The organism is Yersinia sp. 2542 StPb PI (assembly GCF_048593855.1).
In the GTDB taxonomy this organism is placed as follows: domain Bacteria; phylum Pseudomonadota; class Gammaproteobacteria; order Enterobacterales; family Enterobacteriaceae; genus Yersinia; species Yersinia enterocolitica_E.
Genome location: NZ_JAZGQA010000009.1, coordinates 1 through 19826, shown reverse-complemented (window position 1 = coordinate 19826; position 19826 = coordinate 1). Strand labels below are relative to the sequence as shown.

Genomic DNA, 19826 nt, shown 5'->3' with positions numbered 1-19826 from the left:
AAAAAAACACCCGATATTTTATAGATAGCGGGTGTTTAGTCATTTAATACAAATATTTATACCCAAAACCATTGGTAATGCGGCTAGGCAGCAAGTGAACGACAAATTGGTCGTAAACCATTTTGAACGGCGCTTGCGCTAGCCCGCAGGGTGAGCCTCTGATGAGGCTCATAATCCCGATGAGCTTACATAAGTAAGTGATTCGGGTGAGCGAAGGCCGCTAACAACGCTGCAATATCAAGGTCGAAGGGGATACTAGTAAAGCAAACGAGCACGGATAGTTCCCGGGATCGCCTTCATCGCCTGCAATGCTTTTTCTGCATTTTCCGCATCATCAGTCTCAACATCAATGACGACATAACCGATTTCAGCACTGGTTTGCAGATACTGTGCCGCAATGTTGACATTCTGTTCGGCAAAGATTTTGTTAATGCTGGTCAGGATGCCTGGGCGGTTCTCATGGATATGCAACAGACGGCGGGTATTATCGCCGTGAGCAGGCAGAGAAACCTCAGGGAAGTTGACCGCAGACAGCGTTGAGCCGTTGTCGGAATACTTCGCCAGCTTACCTGCCACTTCATCACCGATATTTTCCTGCGCTTCCTGAGTGGAACCACCAATATGTGGTGTTAGCAACACATTATCAAACTCGCACAAGGGTGAATTGAACGGGTCCTTATTAGTTGCAGGCTCTTCAGGGAATACGTCGATTGCCGCGCCTGCCAAGTGATTGCTGGCCAACGCATCACACAAGGCCGGGATATCGACCACGGTACCGCGTGAGGCGTTAATCAGCATCGCACCCGGCTTCATCAGAGCCAACTGTTCAGGGCCAATCATGTTTTTAGTGGAGTGGTTTTCCGGCACATGCAGGCTAATCACATCACTCATATTCAGCAGATCAGACAGGTGACGCACCTGCTGTGCATTCCCTAACGACAGTTTATTTTCGATATCGTAGAAAAATACTTTCATCCCGACACTCTCTGCCAGAATCCCTAGTTGGGTACCGATATGACCATAACCGATAATGCCCAGCTTCTTGCCACGGGCTTCATAGGAACCCACCGCCAGCTTGTTCCACTCACCACGGTGAGCTTTGGCGTTAGCAGATGGAATGCCCCGGAACATCAGCAGTAACTCGCCCAGTACCATTTCAGCTACCGAACGGGTATTGGAGAAAGGTGCATTGAATACCGGCACACCGCGTTTGGTAGCCGCTTTTAAATCAACCTGATTAGTACCGATACAGAAACAACCTACTGCGACTAATTTTTCTGCTGCCGCAAAAACTTCTTCAGACAGATGCGTACGCGATCGAATGCCGATGAAGTGAGCATCTTTGATCGATGCTTTCAGTGATTCGGTGTCTAAGGCACCTTTATGATATTCAATATTGCTATATCCGGCAGCACGCAGATTATCAACCGTGCTCTGGTGCACCCCTTCCACTAACAGAAACTTAATTCTGTCTTTCTCCAGTGATACTTTTGCCATGTCCCCGACCCTATTTTCAGACTTCAGATGTGGCTGCCGCTATCGAATGAATCCGGTCAGCACCCTGTCAACATAACAAATATTACGCGGGCAGCAATACAAACGATTGCCTGCCGGCCAGCATAACAATCAGTGCCAATGTTAATTTATGGAATAAAAAACTGGCGTGAAGAGGGTTAATGGCAGGTTAATAAAACGAAATGAAGAAATGTGATATATATCACCAAATTTAGCGATTTTAAGAAAAGATATTTAAAGGCAAAAAAACTTTCAGGATGAAGTAGCGAACCTCATCCTGAGAGCGCGTTAACCGATCACTTTAATTTTATGGTCTTAACGCCGTCGGCGGTGCCAATCAGTGCCACATCAGCCCCCCGATTAGCAAATAGGCCGACCGTAACGACACCGGCAATACCATTGATTTTATTTTCTAACGCAATGGCATCCAAAATACTCAGATTGTGGACATCCAAAATAACGTTGCCGTTATCAGTCAGGACGTTCTGACGATACTCCGGTAAGCCACCCAGCTTAACCAGTTCACGAGCCACATAAGAGCGGGCCATTGGGATAACTTCAACCGGCAGCGGGAACTTACCCAGTATAGCAACCTGCTTGGACGCATCCGCGATGCAGATAAACTGACGAGCAATAGCAGCAATGATTTTCTCGCGGGTCAGCGCAGCACCACCGCCTTTGATCATCTGCATCTGGTCGTTAATTTCATCAGCGCCATCAACATAGATATCCAATACATCCACTTCATTACAATCGAATACATGGATGCCGTAACTTTTCAGTTTGGCAGTAGAGGCATCAGAGCTGGAAACCGCCCCCTCTATCTGGCCTTTGATGGAGCCAAGTGCGTCAATAAAATGTGCTGCGGTCGAGCCAGTGCCGACCCCAACGATGGTACCGGGTTTAACATAATCTAATGCTGCCCAGCCCACTGCTTTTTTAAGTTCATCCTGAGTCATGGTAAGTTCACGCCTTGATGTGAAAGAAAACCTGAGGTCATTATAGAGCATCCGCAGTGGTGATTGTGTGAATAAAGCCAACTCGCGTGGTAGTTAATTCTAGCCGGATCACAGTTATGCCGGTTTATTTGTGGCTGACACCTTGGCATCCTGTCATAACAAACTGGCTAAAATGTGGCATAGTGCTGTATCGACTTAATATTTGGAGAGATGACTCCGATGAAACGCCCAGACTACCGTACGCTACAAGCGCTGGACGCGGTGATCCGTGAACGCGGTTTTGAACGCGCTGCACAAAAACTTTGCATCACCCAATCGGCGGTATCTCAACGCATCAAGCAGTTAGAGAATCTGTTCGGACAACCGCTGCTGGTGCGCACCGTGCCACCACGGCCTACCGAACAAGGGCAGAAACTGCTCGCGTTACTGCATCAAGTTGAGTTACTGGAAGAAGAGTGGCTGGGCAATGATAATGGCGGAGATACACCACTGTTATTGTCGCTGGCAGTCAACGCCGACAGTTTGGCGACCTGGTTGCTACCGGCATTGAAACCGGTGCTGGCTGATTCCCCTATCCGGCTGAATTTACAAGTCGAGGATGAGACTCGAACTCAGGAACGGTTACGTCGCGGCGAGGTTGTGGGTGCTGTCAGTATCCAACCTCAACCGCTCCCCAGTTGTCTGGTTGATCAACTCGGTGCGCTGGATTACCTGTTTGTCGCCTCCAAACCTTTCGCTGAGCGTTATTTCCCTAATGGCGTAACCCGCTCGGCATTGTTGAAAGCGCCAGCGGTGGCGTTTGACCATCTGGATGATATGCATCAGGCGTTTTTACAGCAGAACTTTGATTTATCACCGGGCAGCGTGCCCTGCCATATTGTTAACTCTTCCGAAGCTTTTGTGCAGTTAGCACGACAAGGAACCACCTGTTGTATGATCCCGCATCTGCAAATCGAGAAAGAGCTAGCTTCAGGCGAATTAATCAATCTGACGCCAGGATTACTGCAACGGCGAATGCTGTTCTGGCACCGGTTTGCACCGGAAAGCAGAACCATGAGAAAGGTGACTGACGCCCTGTTGTCTTATGGGCGTCAGGTATTACGGCAGGATTGATTTATTTAGCGGTACTGGTCGCAGTTTGGAGTTCAAACACGACATCAACCTGATCATCAAAATGGATGGTCTGCTGTTCGTAAGTCTGTGCGGCATCGGTGGCTGGTGCCGCTTCAGCGCTTTTAAACATGCGTGCTACCGGCATAGGCTGGTAGTTAGCGACGTGGTAACGAATGCTGTAGACCGGCCCAAGTTTAACTTTGAATCCATCAGCCAATGATCCTGCCTGGCTAATGGCATTTTCAATGGCTTTTTTACGCGCCTGCTCACGGTATGTGTCCGGGTTTGCTACCCCGAGTTCCACCGCACGGATCTCGTTTAGACCAGACTTCAGCGCACCATCTAGCAGCTCATTCAACTTATCCAGTTGGCGTAATGTTACCTGAACCTGGCGCACGGCACGGTATCCCTTCAAGACCGCTTCACCGCTTTTCTGGTAATCGTATTCAGGTTGGGTACGAATATTGGCAGCATTGATATCTTTCTTTTCAATGCCACTTTTACGTAAGAAATCAAAATATTGCGCGACCCTTGTATCCGCCTGTTTTTTGGCATCTGCCGCATCTTTGGCAGATACACTGACTTCAATAGCGATAGTGGCAATATCCGGTGTCGCATCAACACTGGCGGTACCGGAGGTGACAACATGCGGCCCTTCTGGCACTTCGGCTGCCTGAACTTGTAGCGCCAAAGGTAACGTCCCTAATCCCATCATTGCGGCCAAAGCCAATGTCTTCAACTTCACAGTGCCTCCTAAGATATACATGGCAAATTATTTATGACAACTCAGTCGACCTCAGCCAGATAACCAGTGAATTCAATCAGCGACAAATACATTTGCAGTTAATTACACTCACTCGAATCTCATTGGCAGCGTGATTAATTTGCTGTCGGTAACCGGATTAACACATCAACCGTAGCATATCTTATGAATCATGGGATTCGGATTAATGATAAAAACTCACAGATTTAGTGCTTGTTGCGCTAGCTGAAAAGCAATAAACCACATTACCCCTCCGACCAACAGATTAATCACCCGCTGCGACGTTGGGCGGTTAAGCCACGGTGATAACCACGCAGCCAATAGCGCGAGGGCAAAAAACCAGGCAATAGAGGCACTCACGGCCCCCAAAGCGAACCAAGGCCGGGAGTCGGGTAATAACTGGCTGCCAAGGCTACCGAGCACCACAAAGGTATCGAGATAGACATGCGGATTGAGCCAGGTTACCGCCAGTAGGGTTATAACTATTGGCCAACGCCCTTGCGCGCCGGTTGCGGCGGCAGATGAGGAGCCCCCCCCACGCCAGGCAGCCATCAATGCGCCCCAGCCGTACCACAGCAGGAAAGCCACTCCGCCCCATGTGACCAGTGCCAGTAGCAATGGCGAACGGCTCAGCAAGGCACTGCCGCCAAAGATCCCCGCACAAATCAAGATAATGTCACTCAGCGCACAAAGTGAGGCACTCATCAAATGGTGCTGACGCTTAATCCCCTGGTTCATCACAAAGGCATTTTGTGGTCCGAGGGGTAAAATCATCGCAGCACTGAGGGCGAAGCCCTGTAAATAGACAGCTAACATACTGTTACCTTTAAATAATACTCAAAACTGACCGAGAGAATTGGAGAGGAATTAGCAGCATATTACGGGGAGAGTAGCATCAGAGGAAATTGATATTTCTTATCAATAATAAGTAAAACTAATAATGGTTAAGCAAGCGGGAAAACAAGGATGGAAAAAGGAAAAAACGGGCCGATAACGACCCGATTTGACATGGCTATAGCCAAATTGTAAACAACACTACAGCTTCAAGTACCCAGGCTCTCAGGCTAATCTGCCTCAGTTTTTGCTACCTGATGCAAATGCACGTCCATCTGCGGGTAAGGAATGCCAATTTTGTTAGCATCCAACGCACGCTTGAAGTTTTCCATCAGATCCCAATACACATCCATCGCATCGCCATTGGTAGTCCAGACGCGCACCGTGAAGTTAAGGGAAGAGGCCGCCATCTCATTCAAACGCACGGTAACCCCTTTGTCATGCATGATACGTTTATCTGCGGCAATGATGTCACCCAGCACTTTCTTTACCACATCAATATCAGCATCATAGGCAACACCGATGACCATATCGGTACGGCGATTCGGTTCACGGCTGGTATTAATGATGTTATTAGCAATAATTTTGCCGTTGGGTACCACGATGATTTTGTCGTCGACCGTCCGTAGGGTCGTTGAGAAAATTTGCACCTGAACCACAGTACCTGCTACACCGCCCAGATCGACATACTCACCTGCCTTAAATGGACGGAAGGCTACCAGCAGCACACCGGCGGCAAAGTTCGATAGCGAGCCTTGTAGCGCCAAACCAACAGCTAAACCCGCGGCACCGATAACGGCAATCACCGAGGCGGTCTGCACTCCCAAACGTCCCAGCACCGCAACGATAGTGAAAGCCAGAATGCTGTAACGCGCCATTGCTGCCAGGAAGTCTGCGACGGTGACATCAATGCCACGTAACTTCATGACCCGACCAAGCATCCGTGACGCAATTTTGGCGATGATTGAACCGACGGTTAAGATAAGTAATGCTGCGACCAGATTAACCGCGTATTGAATCAGCAAATCTTGGTTATTCACCAACCAGGTACTCGCTTCATTGATACCATCAACTACGTTTAATTCTTCCATTTGAATCATCCTACAAAAAGCTCCCTGCGGGAGAGATTACGCAAAAAATCACCGCAAAATGCTGACGGCTACAACTGACAGCCTGTTTAGGGTAACTAACAATGAGCCTGTTGCCAATTTTGGCAGAGAAATTTACGCTGAAATATCAGACTACTCAGTCAATCAAGGCGGCGGAAATGAGGTTAGATTCGTTTTTTGCAAAGAAAAAAGGCCCCAAGGGGCCTTTTAAGTCGGTCAAAGCAGTATTGAATTACAGAACGTCTTTGGCGTTCAGTTCTTCAAAAGCTTTTTCCAGACGAGCAACCATAGTCACCTGTGCAGCACGCAGCCACGCACGTGGGTCGTAGAATTTCTTGTTCGGCTTGTCAGCACCTTCTGGGTTACCCAGTTGGCCTTGCAGATAAGCTTCGTTCTTTTTGTAGTAGCCCAGAATACCTTCCCACGTTGCCCATTGGGTATCGGTGTCGATATTCATTTTAACTACGCCATAGCTAACCGCTTCTTTAATTTCAGCAGCAGTAGAACCTGAACCACCGTGGAATACGAAGTTCAAGCTGTTGTGCGGCAGATTGTGTTTCTTGGAAACATAATCCTGAGAATCACGCAGAATAGTTGGGGTCAGTTTCACGTTACCTGGTTTGTAAACACCGTGTACGTTACCGAAAGAGGCAGCGATGGTGAAACGTGGGCTGATAGCGTTCAGTTTTTCGTAAGCGTAATCAACATCTTGTGGCTGAGTATACAGAGAAGATGCGTCCATATGGCTGTTGTCCACGCCATCTTCTTCACCACCGGTGCAACCCAGTTCGATTTCCAGCGTCATACCCAGTTTCGCCATGCGAGTCAGGTATTTGCTACAAATTTCGATGTTTTCTTCCAGGGACTCTTCAGACAGGTCGATCATGTGAGAAGAGAACAGTGGTTTGCCGGTAGCCGCAAAGTGTTTCTCACCTGCGTCCAACAAGCCGTCTAACCATGGCAGCAATTTCTTGGCGCAATGGTCGGTGTGCAGAATAACAGGAACACCATAGTGTTCAGCCATCTGATGGACATGATGTGCACCAGAGATAGCGCCCAGGATTGCAGCACCCTGACCTTCTGCTTTAACGCCTTTACCTGCGATAAATGCTGCACCACCGTTAGAGAACTGAACGATAACTGGCGCACGCACTTTGGCTGCTGTTTCCAGCACTGCGTTAATAGAGTCGGTGCCGACACAGTTAACTGCTGGCAGAGCAAAGTTGTTCTCTTTGGCTACTGCAAACACTTTCTGAACGTCATCACCTGTGATGACACCTGGTTTTACGAAATCAAAAATTTTAGACATGTACGTTGTCCTGTTTCGTCGACTGAAGATAGCAGCTATCCGGTGAGGATAGGCCCTAAATGTAAATCGCCTATACCCGTCATACTTCAAACTGCATGTGCGTTGGCTGCCATCATTCACTCAAGTCATTGAGTTATCTCAACTCCTTGAGTTCATTTCGTTGCCGCCTTCCTGCAACTCGAATTATTTAGGGTATAAAGCCCGCGAGCTTCATTAGCTAAAAGCGAAACGGGCGGCTTTCGCCCCCCGTTATCTAAATTACTGCTTAGCGCGCTCTTCCAGCATCACCACCGCTGGCAGTTTTTTCCCTTCTACGAACTCAAGGAATGCACCGCCGCCGGTAGAAATGTAAGAGATTTGGTCAGCAATACCGAACAGATCGATTGCTGCCAGAGTGTCACCACCGCCCGCGATAGAGAATGCGTCGCTCTCAGCGATAGCGCGAGCGACTATCTCGGTCCCTTTACGGAAATTAGGGAACTCGAATACACCAACCGGGCCATTCCACAGAATGGTTTTGGCATTTTTCAGGATCTCAGCCAGACGTTGTGCAGACTCGTCGCCCAGATCAAGAATTTGTTCGTCATCTTTGATTTGGTTAGCTGGTTTCAGTGTCGCAACAGCAGTTTCAGAGAATTCGGTTGCAACACGCACATCGGTAGGAACCGGGATATCACAGGTTTCCAGCAGGCGCTTGGCTTCTGGAATCAGGTCTGCTTCGTACAGAGATTTACCGACATTATTGCCTTGAGCTGCAACGAAGGTATTGGCGATACCACCACCAACAATCAGTTGATCGGCGATTTTAGACAGTGCGCCAAGCACGGTCAGTTTGGTTGATACTTTAGAACCACCCACAATGGCAACCATTGGGCGTGCTGGGTTACCCAGCGCTTTACCCAGTGCTTCCAGCTCTGCTGACAACAGCGGGCCGGCACAGGCGACAGGAGCAAATTTACCCACACCGTGAGTAGAAGCTTGTGCACGGTGAGCAGTACCAAACGCATCCATCACATAGACGTCACACAGTGCCGCATATTTCTTAGACAGCGTTTCGTCGTCTTTCTTCTCGCCTTTGTTAAAGCGAACGTTTTCCAGCACAACCAACTCGCCTGCTGCAATCTCAACGCCGTCCAGATAGTCTTTCGCCAGACGTACCGGAGAAGACAGTTTGTCTTTCAGGTAGTTAACTACTGGCAGCAAGGAGAACTCTTCATTGTACTCGCCTTCGGTCGGGCGACCCAAGTGAGAGGTAACCATTACTTTAGCGCCTTGCTTCAGTGCCGCTTCAATCGTCGGCAGAGATGCACGGATACGCGCATCAGACGTCACTTTGCCATCTTTTATCGGCACATTGAGGTCCGCACGGATCAGCACGCGAAGGCCTGCCAGACTCAGATCGGTCATCTTAATTACAGACATGGTGAATCCTCTTGTTGATTCTCTTTAAAGTTGCATAAGCTGCACATCAACGCAGTTATAACCGCAGTAAAACACGGAAAAACAAGACGTTAACATGCCATACTAGAAACCACTTCGGGCCATCGCCAATGTCGTATCCAACATTCTATTGGCGAAACCCCATTCGTTATCGCACCATACCAAGGTCTTAATCAGGTGCTGCCCACTGACCCGAGTCTGCGTGCAATCGACAATTGCACTGTGCGGATCATGGTTAAAATCGATCGACACCAAGGGTAATTCCGTATAGTCAACTATACCACGAAATGAACCTCTTGCTGCCTTTTGAAAAAGCTGGTTAACCTCAGCAACACCAACCGGGTTTGTCACGCTAACGCTTAAATCAATAGCGGTTACGTTGATGGTTGGCACCCGTACCGAGATAGCTTCAAACCTGTCACAAAACTTCGGAAAAATACGGGTAATCCCTGCCGCCAGTTTAGTGTCAACCGGGATAATTGACTGACTTGCTGCCCGGGTACGGCGTAAATCCTGATGATAAGCATCGATAACGGGTTGATCATTCATTGATGAATGAATGGTGGTCACAGTGCCAGACTCGATGCCATAAGCGATATCCAACAACTGAATAATAGGAATAATGCAGTTCGTAGTACAGGAAGCGTTGGAAACAATCCGGTGCTCCGCCAGTAAATCTTGATGGTTTACACCATAGACTACTGTTGCGTCTAAATCATTGCCGCCAGGATGGGCAAACAGTACCTTTTTGGCACCGGAGGCAATATGCGCCTCGCCATCGGCACGGCTGCCATACACGCCGCTACAATCCAGAACAACATCAATTCCTAACTCACCCCAAGGTAACTGCTCTATTTCTGGCTGATGTATCAGCCGGATAATATCGTCACCGACGTACAAATTGTCACATTCCTGACGAACATCCCAGGCAAACCGACCATGGCTGGAGTCATACTTCAGTAAATGGGCCATCCCTTGTGCATTAGCCAACTCATTAATAGCAACTACTGAAATTTCTGCCCGGCGACCCGATTCATACAGTGCGCGTAAAACGCTACGACCAATACGGCCAAAGCCATTTATCGCTATGCGGATTGTCATGTTACTCCCTGTTTCTGGTTATTATCATGCAATCCCATAGCGTACTGCACCGTACCCTAAGATGTTAATCGTCTTATCACAATTGGGCCAGAATACTTCCGGCTTTTTCCTCAGCGAATTTTACTGAAACTGAAAATCAATCATGACTGAAACGCTTCAGCCAGAATAAACCAAACTAATCATAAAAGGAATATCTGCCTGATAAAGGGCACAATACATCCATCAATTGGCGAAAAAAAAGACCGCCGAAGCGGTCTTTTAACAGGTGTATTACCGGGATTGTCATCACCGTTTACACCCGGTATACCCTTTGGGCTTGGAACTGCTGGAATGCTAGCGGCACCGCCAAGTTTTTTGGGCATATTTCATAGTAATGCAGTCTCTTATTTCAACAGCGCCTGAGCTTTCGCTACCACGTTTTCAACAGTGAAACCAAACTCTTTGAACAGCAACTCTGCTGGTGCAGATTCACCGAAGGTGGTCATACCAACCACCGCGCCATTCAGGCCAACGTATTTGTACCAGTAATCGGCAATACCGGCTTCAACGGCAACGCGCGCGCTAACCGCTGCTGGCAATACAGATTCACGGTAAGCGGCGTCTTGTTTGTCGAATGCATCAGTTGATGGCATAGAAACAACACGCACTTTGTGGCCTGCGGCGGTCAGCTGATCTGCTGCTGCCACTGCCAGTTCAACTTCAGAACCGGTAGCAATGAAGATCAGTTCAGGCTGGCCTGCACAATCTTTCAGTACATATGCGCCTTTAGCGATATTGGCTAACTGCTCAGCAGTGCGTGGCTGTTGTGCCAGATTCTGACGGGAGAAGATCAGTGCACTCGGGCCATCTTTGCGTTCCAGCGCATACTGCCATGCCACCGCAGACTCAACCTGGTCACAAGGACGCCAGGTGCTCATGTTTGGTGTTACACGCAGGCTGGCCATCTGCTCAACCGGCTGATGGGTTGGGCCATCTTCGCCCAGACCAATAGAGTCATGGGTGTAAACGAATATGCTGCGGATTTTCATCAGAGCAGCCATACGCACCGCGTTACGGGCATATTCCACAAACATCAGGAAGGTTGCGCCGTAAGGAATGAAACCACCGTGCAGAGCAATACCGTTCATGATGGCAGACATACCAAATTCACGTACACCGTAGTGAATGTAGTTACCCGCCAGATCATCGCTCAGTGATTTAGAACCAGACCAGATAGTCAGGTTACTTGGTGCCAGGTCAGCAGAGCCGCCCAAGAATTCAGGTAACACTTTACCGAAGGCTTCCAGCGCATTTTGTGATGCTTTGCGGCTGGCAATCTTGGCAGGATTAGCTTGCAATTGTTCGATGAAATTCTTGGATTCAGTCGCCCAGTTAGCAGGCAATTCACCGCTGACACGACGTTTGAATTCAGCAGCCAGTTCTGGATAAGCTTTGGCATAAGCTGCGAACTTCTCGTTCCAGGCAGCTTCTTTTGCCTGACCGGCTTCTTTAGCATCCCACTCAGCATAGATATTTTGTGGGATTTCAAATGCAGGGTATTTCCAACCCAATGCTTCACGGGTAGCAGCAACTTCATCAGCACCTAATGGTGCACCGTGTGAGTCATGCGTACCGGCCTTCTTCGGTGAGCCAAAACCGATAATGGTTTTGCACATCAGCAGTGAAGGTTTGTCGGTAACTTTGTGAGCTTCTTCGATAGCCGCTTTGATTGAATCAGCGTTATGGCCATCAACACCACGAACCACATGCCAGCCGTAAGCTTCGAAACGTGCCGCCGTGTCGTCAGTGAACCAACCTTCAACGTGACCATCGATAGAGATACCGTTGTCATCATAGAAAGCGGTCAGTTTGCCCAGCTTCATGGTGCCCGCCAGAGAGCAAACCTCGTGGGAGATACCTTCCATCATGCAGCCATCACCCATAAATGTGTAGGTGTGATGATCAACAACGTCATGGCTTGGGCGGTTAAACTGTGCGGCCAGCGTGCGTTCTGCAATGGCGAAACCAACCGCATTCGCAATGCCCTGACCCAGCGGGCCGGTGGTGGTTTCTACGCCAGCGGTATAGCCATATTCAGGGTGACCAGGCGTTTTAGAGTGTAACTGACGGAAGTTTTTCAGCTCTTCCATCGGCAAGTCATAGCCAGTGAGATGCAGCAAGCTATAGATCAACATGGAGCCGTGACCATTCGATAACACGAAACGGTCGCGATCAGCCCAGTGTGGATTGGTTGGGTTATGGTTCAAATAGTCACGCCACAAAACTTCGGCGATATCTGCCATACCCATAGGGGCGCCGGGGTGGCCGGAATTCGCTTTCTGCACTGCGTCCATGCTTAGTGCGCGGATCGCGTTGGCAAGCTCTTTACGAGAGGACATGTTTTACTCCAGGTCGGATTAAAAAAAAGCGTTCAAGTTTACCATTTTCTCAGACTCAGCATTGAAACGGCAATCACTAAAACTAAATGAGCTAAAACTTCCATATTTTCAGAATAAAGCTATAGCTGTAACGATTGAGTCGCGTTACCCTCGCTGCGTTTTTAGCCACACAATGAGTGTATTAACCACTCTGTCGGCTGGCAGTGTTCGTTTTTGCAAACAAACCGATATAAACCATACGTTGCCACGAATATTTCGGGCAAGACCTATTGCCGACAGAGTAGAACAACCGTCGTCGATTCAACAGCGATTAATGCAATAGTTAATAAGAATGCAACAGTGACTGTTGGCGAATAATGATGGATAGATAACGCAACTGATACGTTATCATCACGAAGAGAACGGTCCTCTCCAATAATAAAATGGCATAACCACAGGAAGAAAGTGTTATGAAAATTCGTACCTCAATGATTGCACTGAGCCTTACAGCACTGCTTAGCGGCTGCCAGAATATGAATACTGATGGCTTAATGCAGTCAGGCGCACAGGCATTTCAAGCGGCAACCTTGAATGATGCTGATGTAAAAATGCTCAGCGAAAAATCTTGCGCTGAAATGGATCAGAAAGCGCAGATAGCGCCAGCAGACAGTACCTATGCCAAACGGTTGGTGAAAATTTCAGCCGCATTAGGCGATAACATTAATGGTACGCCAGCTAACTATAAAGTGTATGTCACAAAGGATGTGAATGCCTGGGCCATGGCAAATGGTTGTATTCGTGTCTATAGCGGCCTGATGGACATGATGACCGACAATGAAGTGGAAGGCGTACTCGGTCATGAGATGGGCCATGTGGCATTGGGGCATACCCGTAAAGCGATGCAAGTGGCCTATGGCACCACAGCCCTGCGCACCGCAGCCAGTTCCGCGGGCGGGATTGCCGGGCAGTTATCTCAGTCTCAATTAGCAGATATTGGTGAGAAGTTGGTTAACGCTCAATTTTCACAGAAACAAGAAAGCGAAGCGGATGATTACTCATTCGATTTGTTGAAAAAACGCGGTATCGATCCAAATGGTTTAGTCACTAGCTTTGAAAAATTGGCAACCATGGAAGCAGGCCGTACCAGCAGCATGTTTGACGATCATCCATCTTCACAAGCGCGGGCTGATCATATTCGCCAACGTATTGCTGCTGAGAAGTAAATCCCGTCAATTATCACTGTATAACGCCCGTGATTTGGCGGGCGTTAGTATCTTATTACTAAATATTACCCGCCACTACCTACGTCCAGATTTACCTCAATCTGATCACCTTTAATGCGCACTGGATAGGTTGCTAAATCCCTATCGCCTGGCTCACGCAAGCACTGGCCGGTCCGCACATCAAATAGTGCACCGTGCAGTGGGCATTCAACGGTTTCTCCATCCATAAAACCCTGACTTAGCAACGCATTAGCGTGAGGGCAAATATCCTGCATCGCGAAATACTCACCATCGATGACATAGACGCCAATCCTTTTATCATCAATCTGCGCTGAGAAAGGAAAATCGGGCTTAACGTAATTTACCTTACAAACACTGACCCATCCCATTCAAGCACCTCTCAGCTAAGCATCATAAATGACCAATATTAGTGTGGTTGATATTTGGACAATCACCAGTGACAGGGGCAAACAAAAAGGGCAAACCTGAGTTTGCCCTTAAATAGAGAGATTTATTCCGTTGAGATAGAAGCCGTTAGCCGTTACTCATCTTCGAGATAAGTATAACCGTACAGTCCTGCTTCGAACTCTTCCATAAACTGCGCCTGCAACTCGGTATCCAGATCAGTTTCTTTCACCTGATCACGGAATTGGTTCAACAATTTCTCTGGGTTCAACTGAACATATTCCAGCATATCTGCGACGGTATCACCTTCGTCAGTCTGCTCAACTTCAACCGTGCCGTCTGGGAATACATACACATCAACCGCGGCAGTATCGCCAAACAAGTTATGCATATTGCCCAGAATCTCTTGATAGGCACCAACCATAAAGAAGCCCAACAATGGCGGGTTTTCTGCATCATATGGCGGCATCGGCATGGTGGTTGCTACCCCATCACCGTCGATATAATGGTCGATGGTACCGTCTGAGTCACAAGTAATATCCAGCAATACCGCACGGCGCTCTGGTGGTTTATCTAGCCCTTCCAGTGGCAAAACTGGGAATAGCTGATCGATACCCCAGGCATCCGGCATAGATTGGAACAGCGAGAAATTCACGTACAGCTTGTCAGCCATACGTTCTTGCAGCTCATCAATAATTGGCCGGTGTGCACGGTTGCTTGGGTCCAGTTGCTTCTGGATATCATTGCAGATACTCAGATACATCTGTTCTGCCCAAGCGCGTTGTGTCAGATCCAATATACCGTGGGCATATTGGCTATGCACATCATGTAAGTCCATTTGACTGTCGTGTAGCCATTCGCGCAGAGAGCGGCGGTTTTCCGGCTCTTGCATTTCCAGCCAGGTATCCCACAGGCTTATCAGCGCACGAGGTGCATCTTCTTCCGGTGGCTGTGGCTCATTAAATTCATTGCGTTCTACGCCGATCACATTGGAAACCAGCACGGTATGGTGCGCGGTGACTGCGCGGCCCGATTCCGTAATCACGGTAGGATGCGGCAGGCCATGTTCATTACAAGCATCACCGATCCCCCAGATAACGTTGTTGGCATATTCATTCAGGCCATAGTTTACTGAGCAATCGGACTGAGAACGCGTCCCTTCGTAATCCACCCCCAAACCACCACCCACATCGAAGCACTGGATATTGACACCCAGCTTGTGTAATTCCACATAGAAACGTGCGGACTCACGAACCCCGGTGGAGATATCACGGATGTTGGATAGCTGAGAGCCCAAATGGAAATGCAGTAATTGCAGGCTTTCGAGACTATTGGCGTCACGCAGCATATCAACCAATTGCAGCACTTGGGTGGCAGACAAACCAAATTTGGATTTCTCACCACCGCTGGCCTGCCATTTACCGGAACCTTGTGATGCAAGGCGCGCACGAACACCCAGGCGCGGAACCACATTCAAGCGTTCGGCTTCTTCCAATACCATTTTGATTTCTGACATCTTTTCGATGACCAGATAAACCTTATGGCCCAGTTTTTCGCCGATTAATGCCAGACGAATATATTCGCGATCTTTATAACCGTTACAAACGATGACCGAACGGGTCATACCTGCATGGGCCAAAACCGCCATCATTTCAGCTTTAGAGCCAGCTTCCAGTCCCAACGGCTCACCAGAATTGACTAAAGACTCAATAACCCGGCGATGCTGGTTTACTTTAATCGGGTAAACCAGGAAGTAGTCGCCTTCATAGCCAAATGACTCACGCGCACGTTTAAATGCACCGTTAATTGAGCGTAGGCGATGTTGTAAAATTTGTGGGAAACAGAATAGTGCAGGCAGACGTTGCCCCTGCTCAAGCTGCATTCCTTTGACCAGTTGCGCCAGATCGACACGCGCCTCACGAACATCGGGATCAGGGCAAACGCTGATATGACCCAACTCGTTGACGTCATAATAGTTGCCACCCCAATAGGCGACGTTATACGTGCTCAGCATCTTGCTGGCATTACGGTCATTCATGGCAACCTCCTGCATAGAGCGTAAAGAAACATGTGCGCCCGCAGCTACCGGACGGCCAATCAAGTTATCATCAGACATAATTCGCCTCTATTGCGATACTGACGATAAAGTCAGCCACTATCGCAGCTACAACCAGCAAGGACAACCCACGTGGACGCCGAATCGGCAGAATATTACGCTGCAAAGCGCTATCCACAAGTGGTTTATCACTCAGCTATTCATTACCCAAAAGGGTAAAACACGTTTAAATGGAAAATACGTTCGACTGTAAATACGTATTGAGATTTTGTGAATCGGATTAGCCGCAAAGTGGTCAGGCTAGCCGAATTCAGTGCTTCAGGCGGCTGTTAACCTGCCCGCGAATCCTGAGACGCACCCATGTGGGTGTAACATCGCCTTGATGGAGTACAAGAAAGGAAGGTTGCAAAGGGGGATTGAACGTCAGAACGACGTAGCTGTTGATGTGCAGCAACCAGTTGACAACGGATCATTAATCCAACCACCTCCACGCATGCCGCTCAGATTGAACGGACAAGACTTTAAATAAACCCGTCATCTTTCAAGTTACAGGGGAAATAGCTGCATATTGAAATCTATTGGGTATAGACAGATTAAGTAACAGTTTGATGACGCCACTATTTTCGTGCCCATTCACGGTTAAGCACCTGAGTGCAAAACTCTGCAAATGTAACAATGAGCTAATGTCATCCTCTGCCATCTTCATCATTGCATATCAAATAAGCTGCGCGCGCAGTTTATACCTATAACGCGAGCAAAATGCAAAATGAAAATAGCGCGTAACTGTATCAAGCGGTAAATAAATCAAGTGACAACCAAAGCGAGAAATATCTTGATGCAAAAAGGGCTGGCATTAAGAGTAAAAGCTGACCTAAAATAGACGTCCAGATGTTAATACATCCAAACATTTTAATTGCTACAATGCTAAGTATGTGACAAATCATGCAAGGCTTCTAAATTTATATGCCCAAAAAACTTGGCGTTGCGGGTGGGCAGCAGACGAATCAGCCCGATGAGCTTACTCAAATGAGTGGTTCGGAAGACTGCGTGCAGCTAACAACCTGGCAGCTTCAAGTACAAATGGGATCGACTGCTAAAGGCTTTGCCTAAAGAGGCGTTGCAAAACATCAATGCATCAGCATACCTAACTAAACGTAGGTTTCTGTTGTCTGGCACCCAACGCTATGCAGTGACTTTTCACTTGTATTCAAGGTAAAGAAAATAATGGCTAAACACTTATTTACGTCGGAATCTGTCTCTGAAGGGCATCCAGACAAAATCGCTGATCAGATTTCAGATGCGGTACTGGACGCAATTCTTGAGCAAGACCCAAAAGCGCGTGTTGCCTGCGAGACCTATGTCAAAACGGGTATGGTATTAGTTGGCGGTGAAGTTACCACTAACGCATGGGTAGATATCGAAGAGATCACCCGTAAAACCGTGCGCGAAATCGGTTATGTTAATTCTGAGATGGGGTTTGATGCTAACTCTTGCGCCGTTTTAAGTGCGATTGGGAAGCAATCACCTGATATTAATCAGGGGGTTGACCGTTCAGACCCCTTAGAACAAGGCGCGGGTGACCAGGGTCTGATGTTCGGCTATGCCACTAACGAAACCGACGTTTTAATGCCTGCACCTATTACCTATGCACACCGTTTGGTAAAGCGTCAGGCTGAAGTGCGTAAAAATGGCACCTTGCCATGGCTGCGCCCGGATGCAAAAAGCCAGATTACCTTCCAGTATGATAACGGCAAGATTGTCGGTATTGATGCGGTTGTTCTGTCGACGCAGCATTCAGAAGATATCAGTCTGAAAGATTTACAAGAAGCGGTGATGGAAGAGATTATCAAGCCGGTTCTACCTGTTGAGTGGCTCACCGCAGCCACCAAATATCATATCAACCCAACAGGCCGTTTCGTTATCGGTGGCCCAATGGGCGACTGTGGTCTGACGGGGCGTAAAATCATTGTTGATACCTACGGCGGCATGGCTCGTCATGGTGGCGGTGCATTCTCCGGTAAAGATCCATCCAAGGTTGACCGCTCAGCAGCATATGCTGCCCGTTATGTAGCGAAAAATATTGTTGCGGCTGGCCTGGCTGACCGTTGCGAGATTCAGGTTTCATACGCCATTGGCGTGGCAGAGCCTACTTCCATCATGGTGGAAACATTCGGCACGGGTAAGGTCTCTGAGGATCAATTAATTACCTTGGTGCGTGAATTCTTCGAGCTGCGCCCTTATGGCCTGATTCAGATGCTGGATCTGCTGCATCCGATCTATCAAGCAACCGCAGCTTATGGTCACTTTGGTCGTGAAGAATTCCCTTGGGAAAAAACCGACAAAGCCGCTTTGTTGCGTGATGCTGCAGGCTTGAAATAAGCTTCAACCGTTAAGCGCTGAACAGCAAAAACCCCGCCTGGCGGGGTTTTTTATATCTAACGAACACGCTCTAGTAGGCTAAATATTGCCATTCCCGCCACCATCGCGGCGACAAAAACACCCCCTTTGAACATCCCTGCGCCCAGCAATACCAGTGCCGGCCCAGGGCATATCCCCGCCAATCCCCAACCGACGCCAAACAACAGGCTACCGCCAATTAACCGCCAATCAATACGATTAGAGGCTGGCAATTGCAAGGGTTGTCCCAGCAAACTGACTTTACGTTTTTTGGCCCAGGTAAAACCGAGTAGCGCGATAGCCACTGCGGCTGCCATCACCAATGCCAATGACGGGTCCCATAAGCCGCTAATGTCGAGAAAACCTAAGACCTTGGCAGGGTTGGCCATACCTGCAACTATCAGGCCCAAACCAAATATCAGCCCGGCCAACAGCGAGAAAAATAGATTCATATTCTGTTCCTAAGCAAATAGATGGCGAACCAGCCCCACAGTGATAAAGCCGGTAAACATAAAGCTCAATGTCGCCACCAGTGAACGTGGCGAGAAACGAGCTAGCCCACAGACGCCATGCCCACTGGTACATCCGGCACCATAGCGTGTCCCAATTCCTACCAACAATCCGGCTAAAATCAGAGTGGGCAAACCTGCATCAATTTGGATAGCCGGTAACGCGGTAAACAGCGAATAAACCAAAGGTGAAATAACCAAACCAATGATGAATGCCATACGCCAGCCGCGATCCCCTGTTTTTGGCGAAAGTAAGCCCCCCAAAATGCCACTAATACCAGCAATCCGGCCAGTGGCTAACAATAGAAACGTTACAGCAACGCCCAATACTGCCCCTCCGGCCAGTGCACTGTAAGGGGTAAAGTTAATCCAATCGATAGTCATATTGCCTCCTGCTCTTGTGGGCAATAAAGCTGATAGAGCAGCTCCAGCAGTGCCAAAACTTTACTATCGGCGATTGAGTAAAATATCCGCTTACCGTCGCGGCGAGTGTTCACTAGCCCATCACTACGCAACACACCAAGCTGTTGTGATAACGTTGGTTGATGAATCCCCAATTCGGCTTCTAATTCACCTACTGCTTTTTCTCCCTGGCTCAATTGACACAGTAAGAGCAAACGATCCTCATTTGACAGCACCCGTAATACATCACCAGCCGCCGCCGCCGCTTGCCTCATAAGATCCATGCTGATCGTTTGATGGTTATTCATAAGCCCTTCGGATAACTAGATTTCAT

Annotated in this window: 18 protein-coding genes; 3 read left to right on the top strand and 15 right to left on the bottom strand. The window is 48.4% G+C overall.

What is annotated here, in order from left to right; all coding sequences use genetic code 11:
* Positions 1-255: 255 nt before the first annotated feature.
* Complete coding sequence (serA, locus tag V1952_RS02590) at positions 256-1497, bottom strand: phosphoglycerate dehydrogenase (RefSeq protein WP_083162735.1); 1242 nt, start codon at positions 1495-1497, stop codon at positions 256-258.
* Positions 1498-1811: 314 nt separating this feature from the next.
* Positions 1812-2474, bottom strand: a complete 663-nt coding sequence (rpiA, locus tag V1952_RS02585; protein ID WP_083162733.1) for a ribose-5-phosphate isomerase RpiA — start codon at positions 2472-2474, stop codon at positions 1812-1814.
* A gap of 219 nt (positions 2475-2693) precedes the next feature.
* Here rpiA and V1952_RS02580 point away from each other — a divergent pair, with 219 nt between their 5' ends.
* Complete coding sequence (locus V1952_RS02580; protein WP_005163344.1) at positions 2694-3587, top strand: LysR family transcriptional regulator ArgP; 894 nt, start codon at positions 2694-2696, stop codon at positions 3585-3587.
* Position 3588: 1 nt separating this feature from the next.
* On the opposite strand, the gene V1952_RS02575 is transcribed toward V1952_RS02580, so the two are convergent.
* From V1952_RS02575 to tkt, 7 genes are all read right to left on the bottom strand, one after another.
* Entirely contained in the window at positions 3589-4332 is a 744-nt protein-coding gene (locus V1952_RS02575) for an oxidative stress defense protein (RefSeq protein WP_083162731.1), read from the bottom strand.
* 216 nt (positions 4333-4548) lie between these two features.
* Positions 4549-5166 carry an arginine exporter ArgO gene (gene argO, locus V1952_RS02570; protein ID WP_372569594.1) on the bottom strand — a complete coding sequence of 206 codons (618 nt, stop codon included), beginning with the start codon at positions 5164-5166 and terminating at the stop codon, positions 4549-4551.
* Between the two features lie 248 nt (positions 5167-5414).
* Positions 5415-6275: a small-conductance mechanosensitive channel MscS gene (gene mscS, locus V1952_RS02565; RefSeq protein WP_083162727.1), complete on the bottom strand. Its 861-nt coding sequence runs from the start codon at positions 6273-6275 to the stop codon at positions 5415-5417.
* Between the two features lie 250 nt (positions 6276-6525).
* The gene (gene fbaA, locus V1952_RS02560) at positions 6526-7602 is read right to left on the bottom strand and encodes a class II fructose-bisphosphate aldolase (RefSeq protein WP_005192802.1); all 1077 of its coding nucleotides are present in this window, start codon (positions 7600-7602) and stop codon (positions 6526-6528) included.
* Between the two features lie 258 nt (positions 7603-7860).
* A complete protein-coding gene (gene pgk, locus V1952_RS02555) occupies positions 7861-9024 on the bottom strand; it encodes a phosphoglycerate kinase (RefSeq protein WP_372560644.1) in 1164 nt (387 codons plus the stop codon).
* Positions 9025-9126: 102 nt separating this feature from the next.
* Positions 9127-10143, bottom strand: a complete 1017-nt coding sequence (gene epd, locus V1952_RS02550) for an erythrose-4-phosphate dehydrogenase (protein ID WP_420070942.1) — start codon at positions 10141-10143, stop codon at positions 9127-9129.
* Positions 10144-10526: 383 nt separating this feature from the next.
* Complete coding sequence (gene tkt / locus V1952_RS02545; protein WP_420074274.1) at positions 10527-12521, bottom strand: transketolase; 1995 nt, start codon at positions 12519-12521, stop codon at positions 10527-10529.
* 449 nt (positions 12522-12970) lie between these two features.
* On the opposite strand from tkt, the gene V1952_RS02540 reads away from it, so the two are divergent.
* Complete coding sequence (locus tag V1952_RS02540) at positions 12971-13723, top strand: M48 family metallopeptidase (RefSeq protein ID WP_372560641.1); 753 nt, start codon at positions 12971-12973, stop codon at positions 13721-13723.
* Positions 13724-13788: 65 nt separating this feature from the next.
* Here V1952_RS02540 and V1952_RS02535 read toward each other — a convergent pair whose 3' ends face one another.
* From V1952_RS02535 to V1952_RS02525, 3 genes are all read right to left on the bottom strand, one after another.
* Positions 13789-14112 carry a non-heme iron oxygenase ferredoxin subunit gene (locus tag V1952_RS02535; RefSeq protein WP_420070941.1) on the bottom strand — a complete coding sequence of 108 codons (324 nt, stop codon included), beginning with the start codon at positions 14110-14112 and terminating at the stop codon, positions 13789-13791.
* A gap of 152 nt (positions 14113-14264) precedes the next feature.
* On the bottom strand, positions 14265-16244 hold the full coding sequence (speA, locus tag V1952_RS02530) for a biosynthetic arginine decarboxylase (RefSeq protein ID WP_372560639.1): 1980 nt from the start codon (positions 16242-16244) through the stop codon (positions 14265-14267).
* A 269-nt stretch (positions 16245-16513) separates the two neighbouring features.
* A complete protein-coding gene (locus V1952_RS02525; RefSeq protein ID WP_420070940.1) occupies positions 16514-16657 on the bottom strand; it encodes a hypothetical protein in 144 nt (47 codons plus the stop codon).
* A gap of 751 nt (positions 16658-17408) precedes the next feature.
* Here V1952_RS02525 and metK point away from each other — a divergent pair.
* Positions 17409-18563 (top strand): methionine adenosyltransferase, encoded by a 1155-nt coding sequence (gene metK / locus V1952_RS02520; RefSeq protein ID WP_372560638.1) that lies wholly within the window; start codon positions 17409-17411, stop codon positions 18561-18563.
* A gap of 56 nt (positions 18564-18619) precedes the next feature.
* Here the strand turns inward: metK and V1952_RS02515 are convergent, their stop codons facing one another.
* The 3 genes from V1952_RS02515 to V1952_RS02505 are packed head-to-tail and all read right to left on the bottom strand — an operon-like array spanning position 18620 to position 19800.
* A complete protein-coding gene (locus V1952_RS02515; protein ID WP_420074273.1) occupies positions 18620-19033 on the bottom strand; it encodes a DUF6691 family protein in 414 nt (137 codons plus the stop codon).
* Between the two features lie 9 nt (positions 19034-19042).
* A complete protein-coding gene (locus V1952_RS02510) occupies positions 19043-19474 on the bottom strand; it encodes a YeeE/YedE family protein (protein WP_420074272.1) in 432 nt (143 codons plus the stop codon).
* A complete protein-coding gene (locus V1952_RS02505) occupies positions 19471-19800 on the bottom strand; it encodes a metalloregulator ArsR/SmtB family transcription factor (protein WP_420074271.1) in 330 nt (109 codons plus the stop codon). Before V1952_RS02505 ends, V1952_RS02510 begins: the two co-directional genes overlap by 4 nt.
* Positions 19801-19826: the final 26 nt, after the last annotated feature.

What these genes read in the sequence shown, in the direction of transcription:
- serA (WP_083162735.1), bottom strand. Translation starts at nt 1,497, where the DNA reads ATGGCAAAAGTATCACTGGAGAAAGACAGAATTAAGTTTCTGTTAGTG.
- rpiA (WP_083162733.1), bottom strand. Translation starts at nt 2,474, where the DNA reads ATGACTCAGGATGAACTTAAAAAAGCAGTGGGCTGGGCAGCATTAGAT.
- V1952_RS02580 (WP_005163344.1), top strand. Translation starts at nt 2,694, where the DNA reads ATGAAACGCCCAGACTACCGTACGCTACAAGCGCTGGACGCGGTGATC.
- argO (WP_372569594.1), bottom strand. Translation starts at nt 5,166, where the DNA reads ATGTTAGCTGTCTATTTACAGGGCTTCGCCCTCAGTGCTGCGATGATT.
- mscS (WP_083162727.1), bottom strand. Translation starts at nt 6,275, where the DNA reads ATGGAAGAATTAAACGTAGTTGATGGTATCAATGAAGCGAGTACCTGG.
- fbaA (WP_005192802.1), bottom strand. Translation starts at nt 7,602, where the DNA reads ATGTCTAAAATTTTTGATTTCGTAAAACCAGGTGTCATCACAGGTGAT.
- pgk (WP_372560644.1), bottom strand. Translation starts at nt 9,024, where the DNA reads ATGTCTGTAATTAAGATGACCGATCTGAGTCTGGCAGGCCTTCGCGTG.
- epd (WP_420070942.1), bottom strand. Translation starts at nt 10,143, where the DNA reads ATGACAATCCGCATAGCGATAAATGGCTTTGGCCGTATTGGTCGTAGC.
- tkt (WP_420074274.1), bottom strand. Translation starts at nt 12,521, where the DNA reads ATGTCCTCTCGTAAAGAGCTTGCCAACGCGATCCGCGCACTAAGCATG.
- V1952_RS02540 (WP_372560641.1), top strand. Translation starts at nt 12,971, where the DNA reads ATGAAAATTCGTACCTCAATGATTGCACTGAGCCTTACAGCACTGCTT.
- V1952_RS02535 (WP_420070941.1), bottom strand. Translation starts at nt 14,112, where the DNA reads ATGGGATGGGTCAGTGTTTGTAAGGTAAATTACGTTAAGCCCGATTTT.
- speA (WP_372560639.1), bottom strand. Translation starts at nt 16,244, where the DNA reads ATGTCTGATGATAACTTGATTGGCCGTCCGGTAGCTGCGGGCGCACAT.
- V1952_RS02525 (WP_420070940.1), bottom strand. Translation starts at nt 16,657, where the DNA reads ATGATCCGTTGTCAACTGGTTGCTGCACATCAACAGCTACGTCGTTCT.
- metK (WP_372560638.1), top strand. Translation starts at nt 17,409, where the DNA reads ATGGCTAAACACTTATTTACGTCGGAATCTGTCTCTGAAGGGCATCCA.
- V1952_RS02515 (WP_420074273.1), bottom strand. Translation starts at nt 19,033, where the DNA reads ATGAATCTATTTTTCTCGCTGTTGGCCGGGCTGATATTTGGTTTGGGC.
- V1952_RS02510 (WP_420074272.1), bottom strand. Translation starts at nt 19,474, where the DNA reads ATGACTATCGATTGGATTAACTTTACCCCTTACAGTGCACTGGCCGGA.
- V1952_RS02505 (WP_420074271.1), bottom strand. Translation starts at nt 19,800, where the DNA reads ATGAATAACCATCAAACGATCAGCATGGATCTTATGAGGCAAGCGGCG.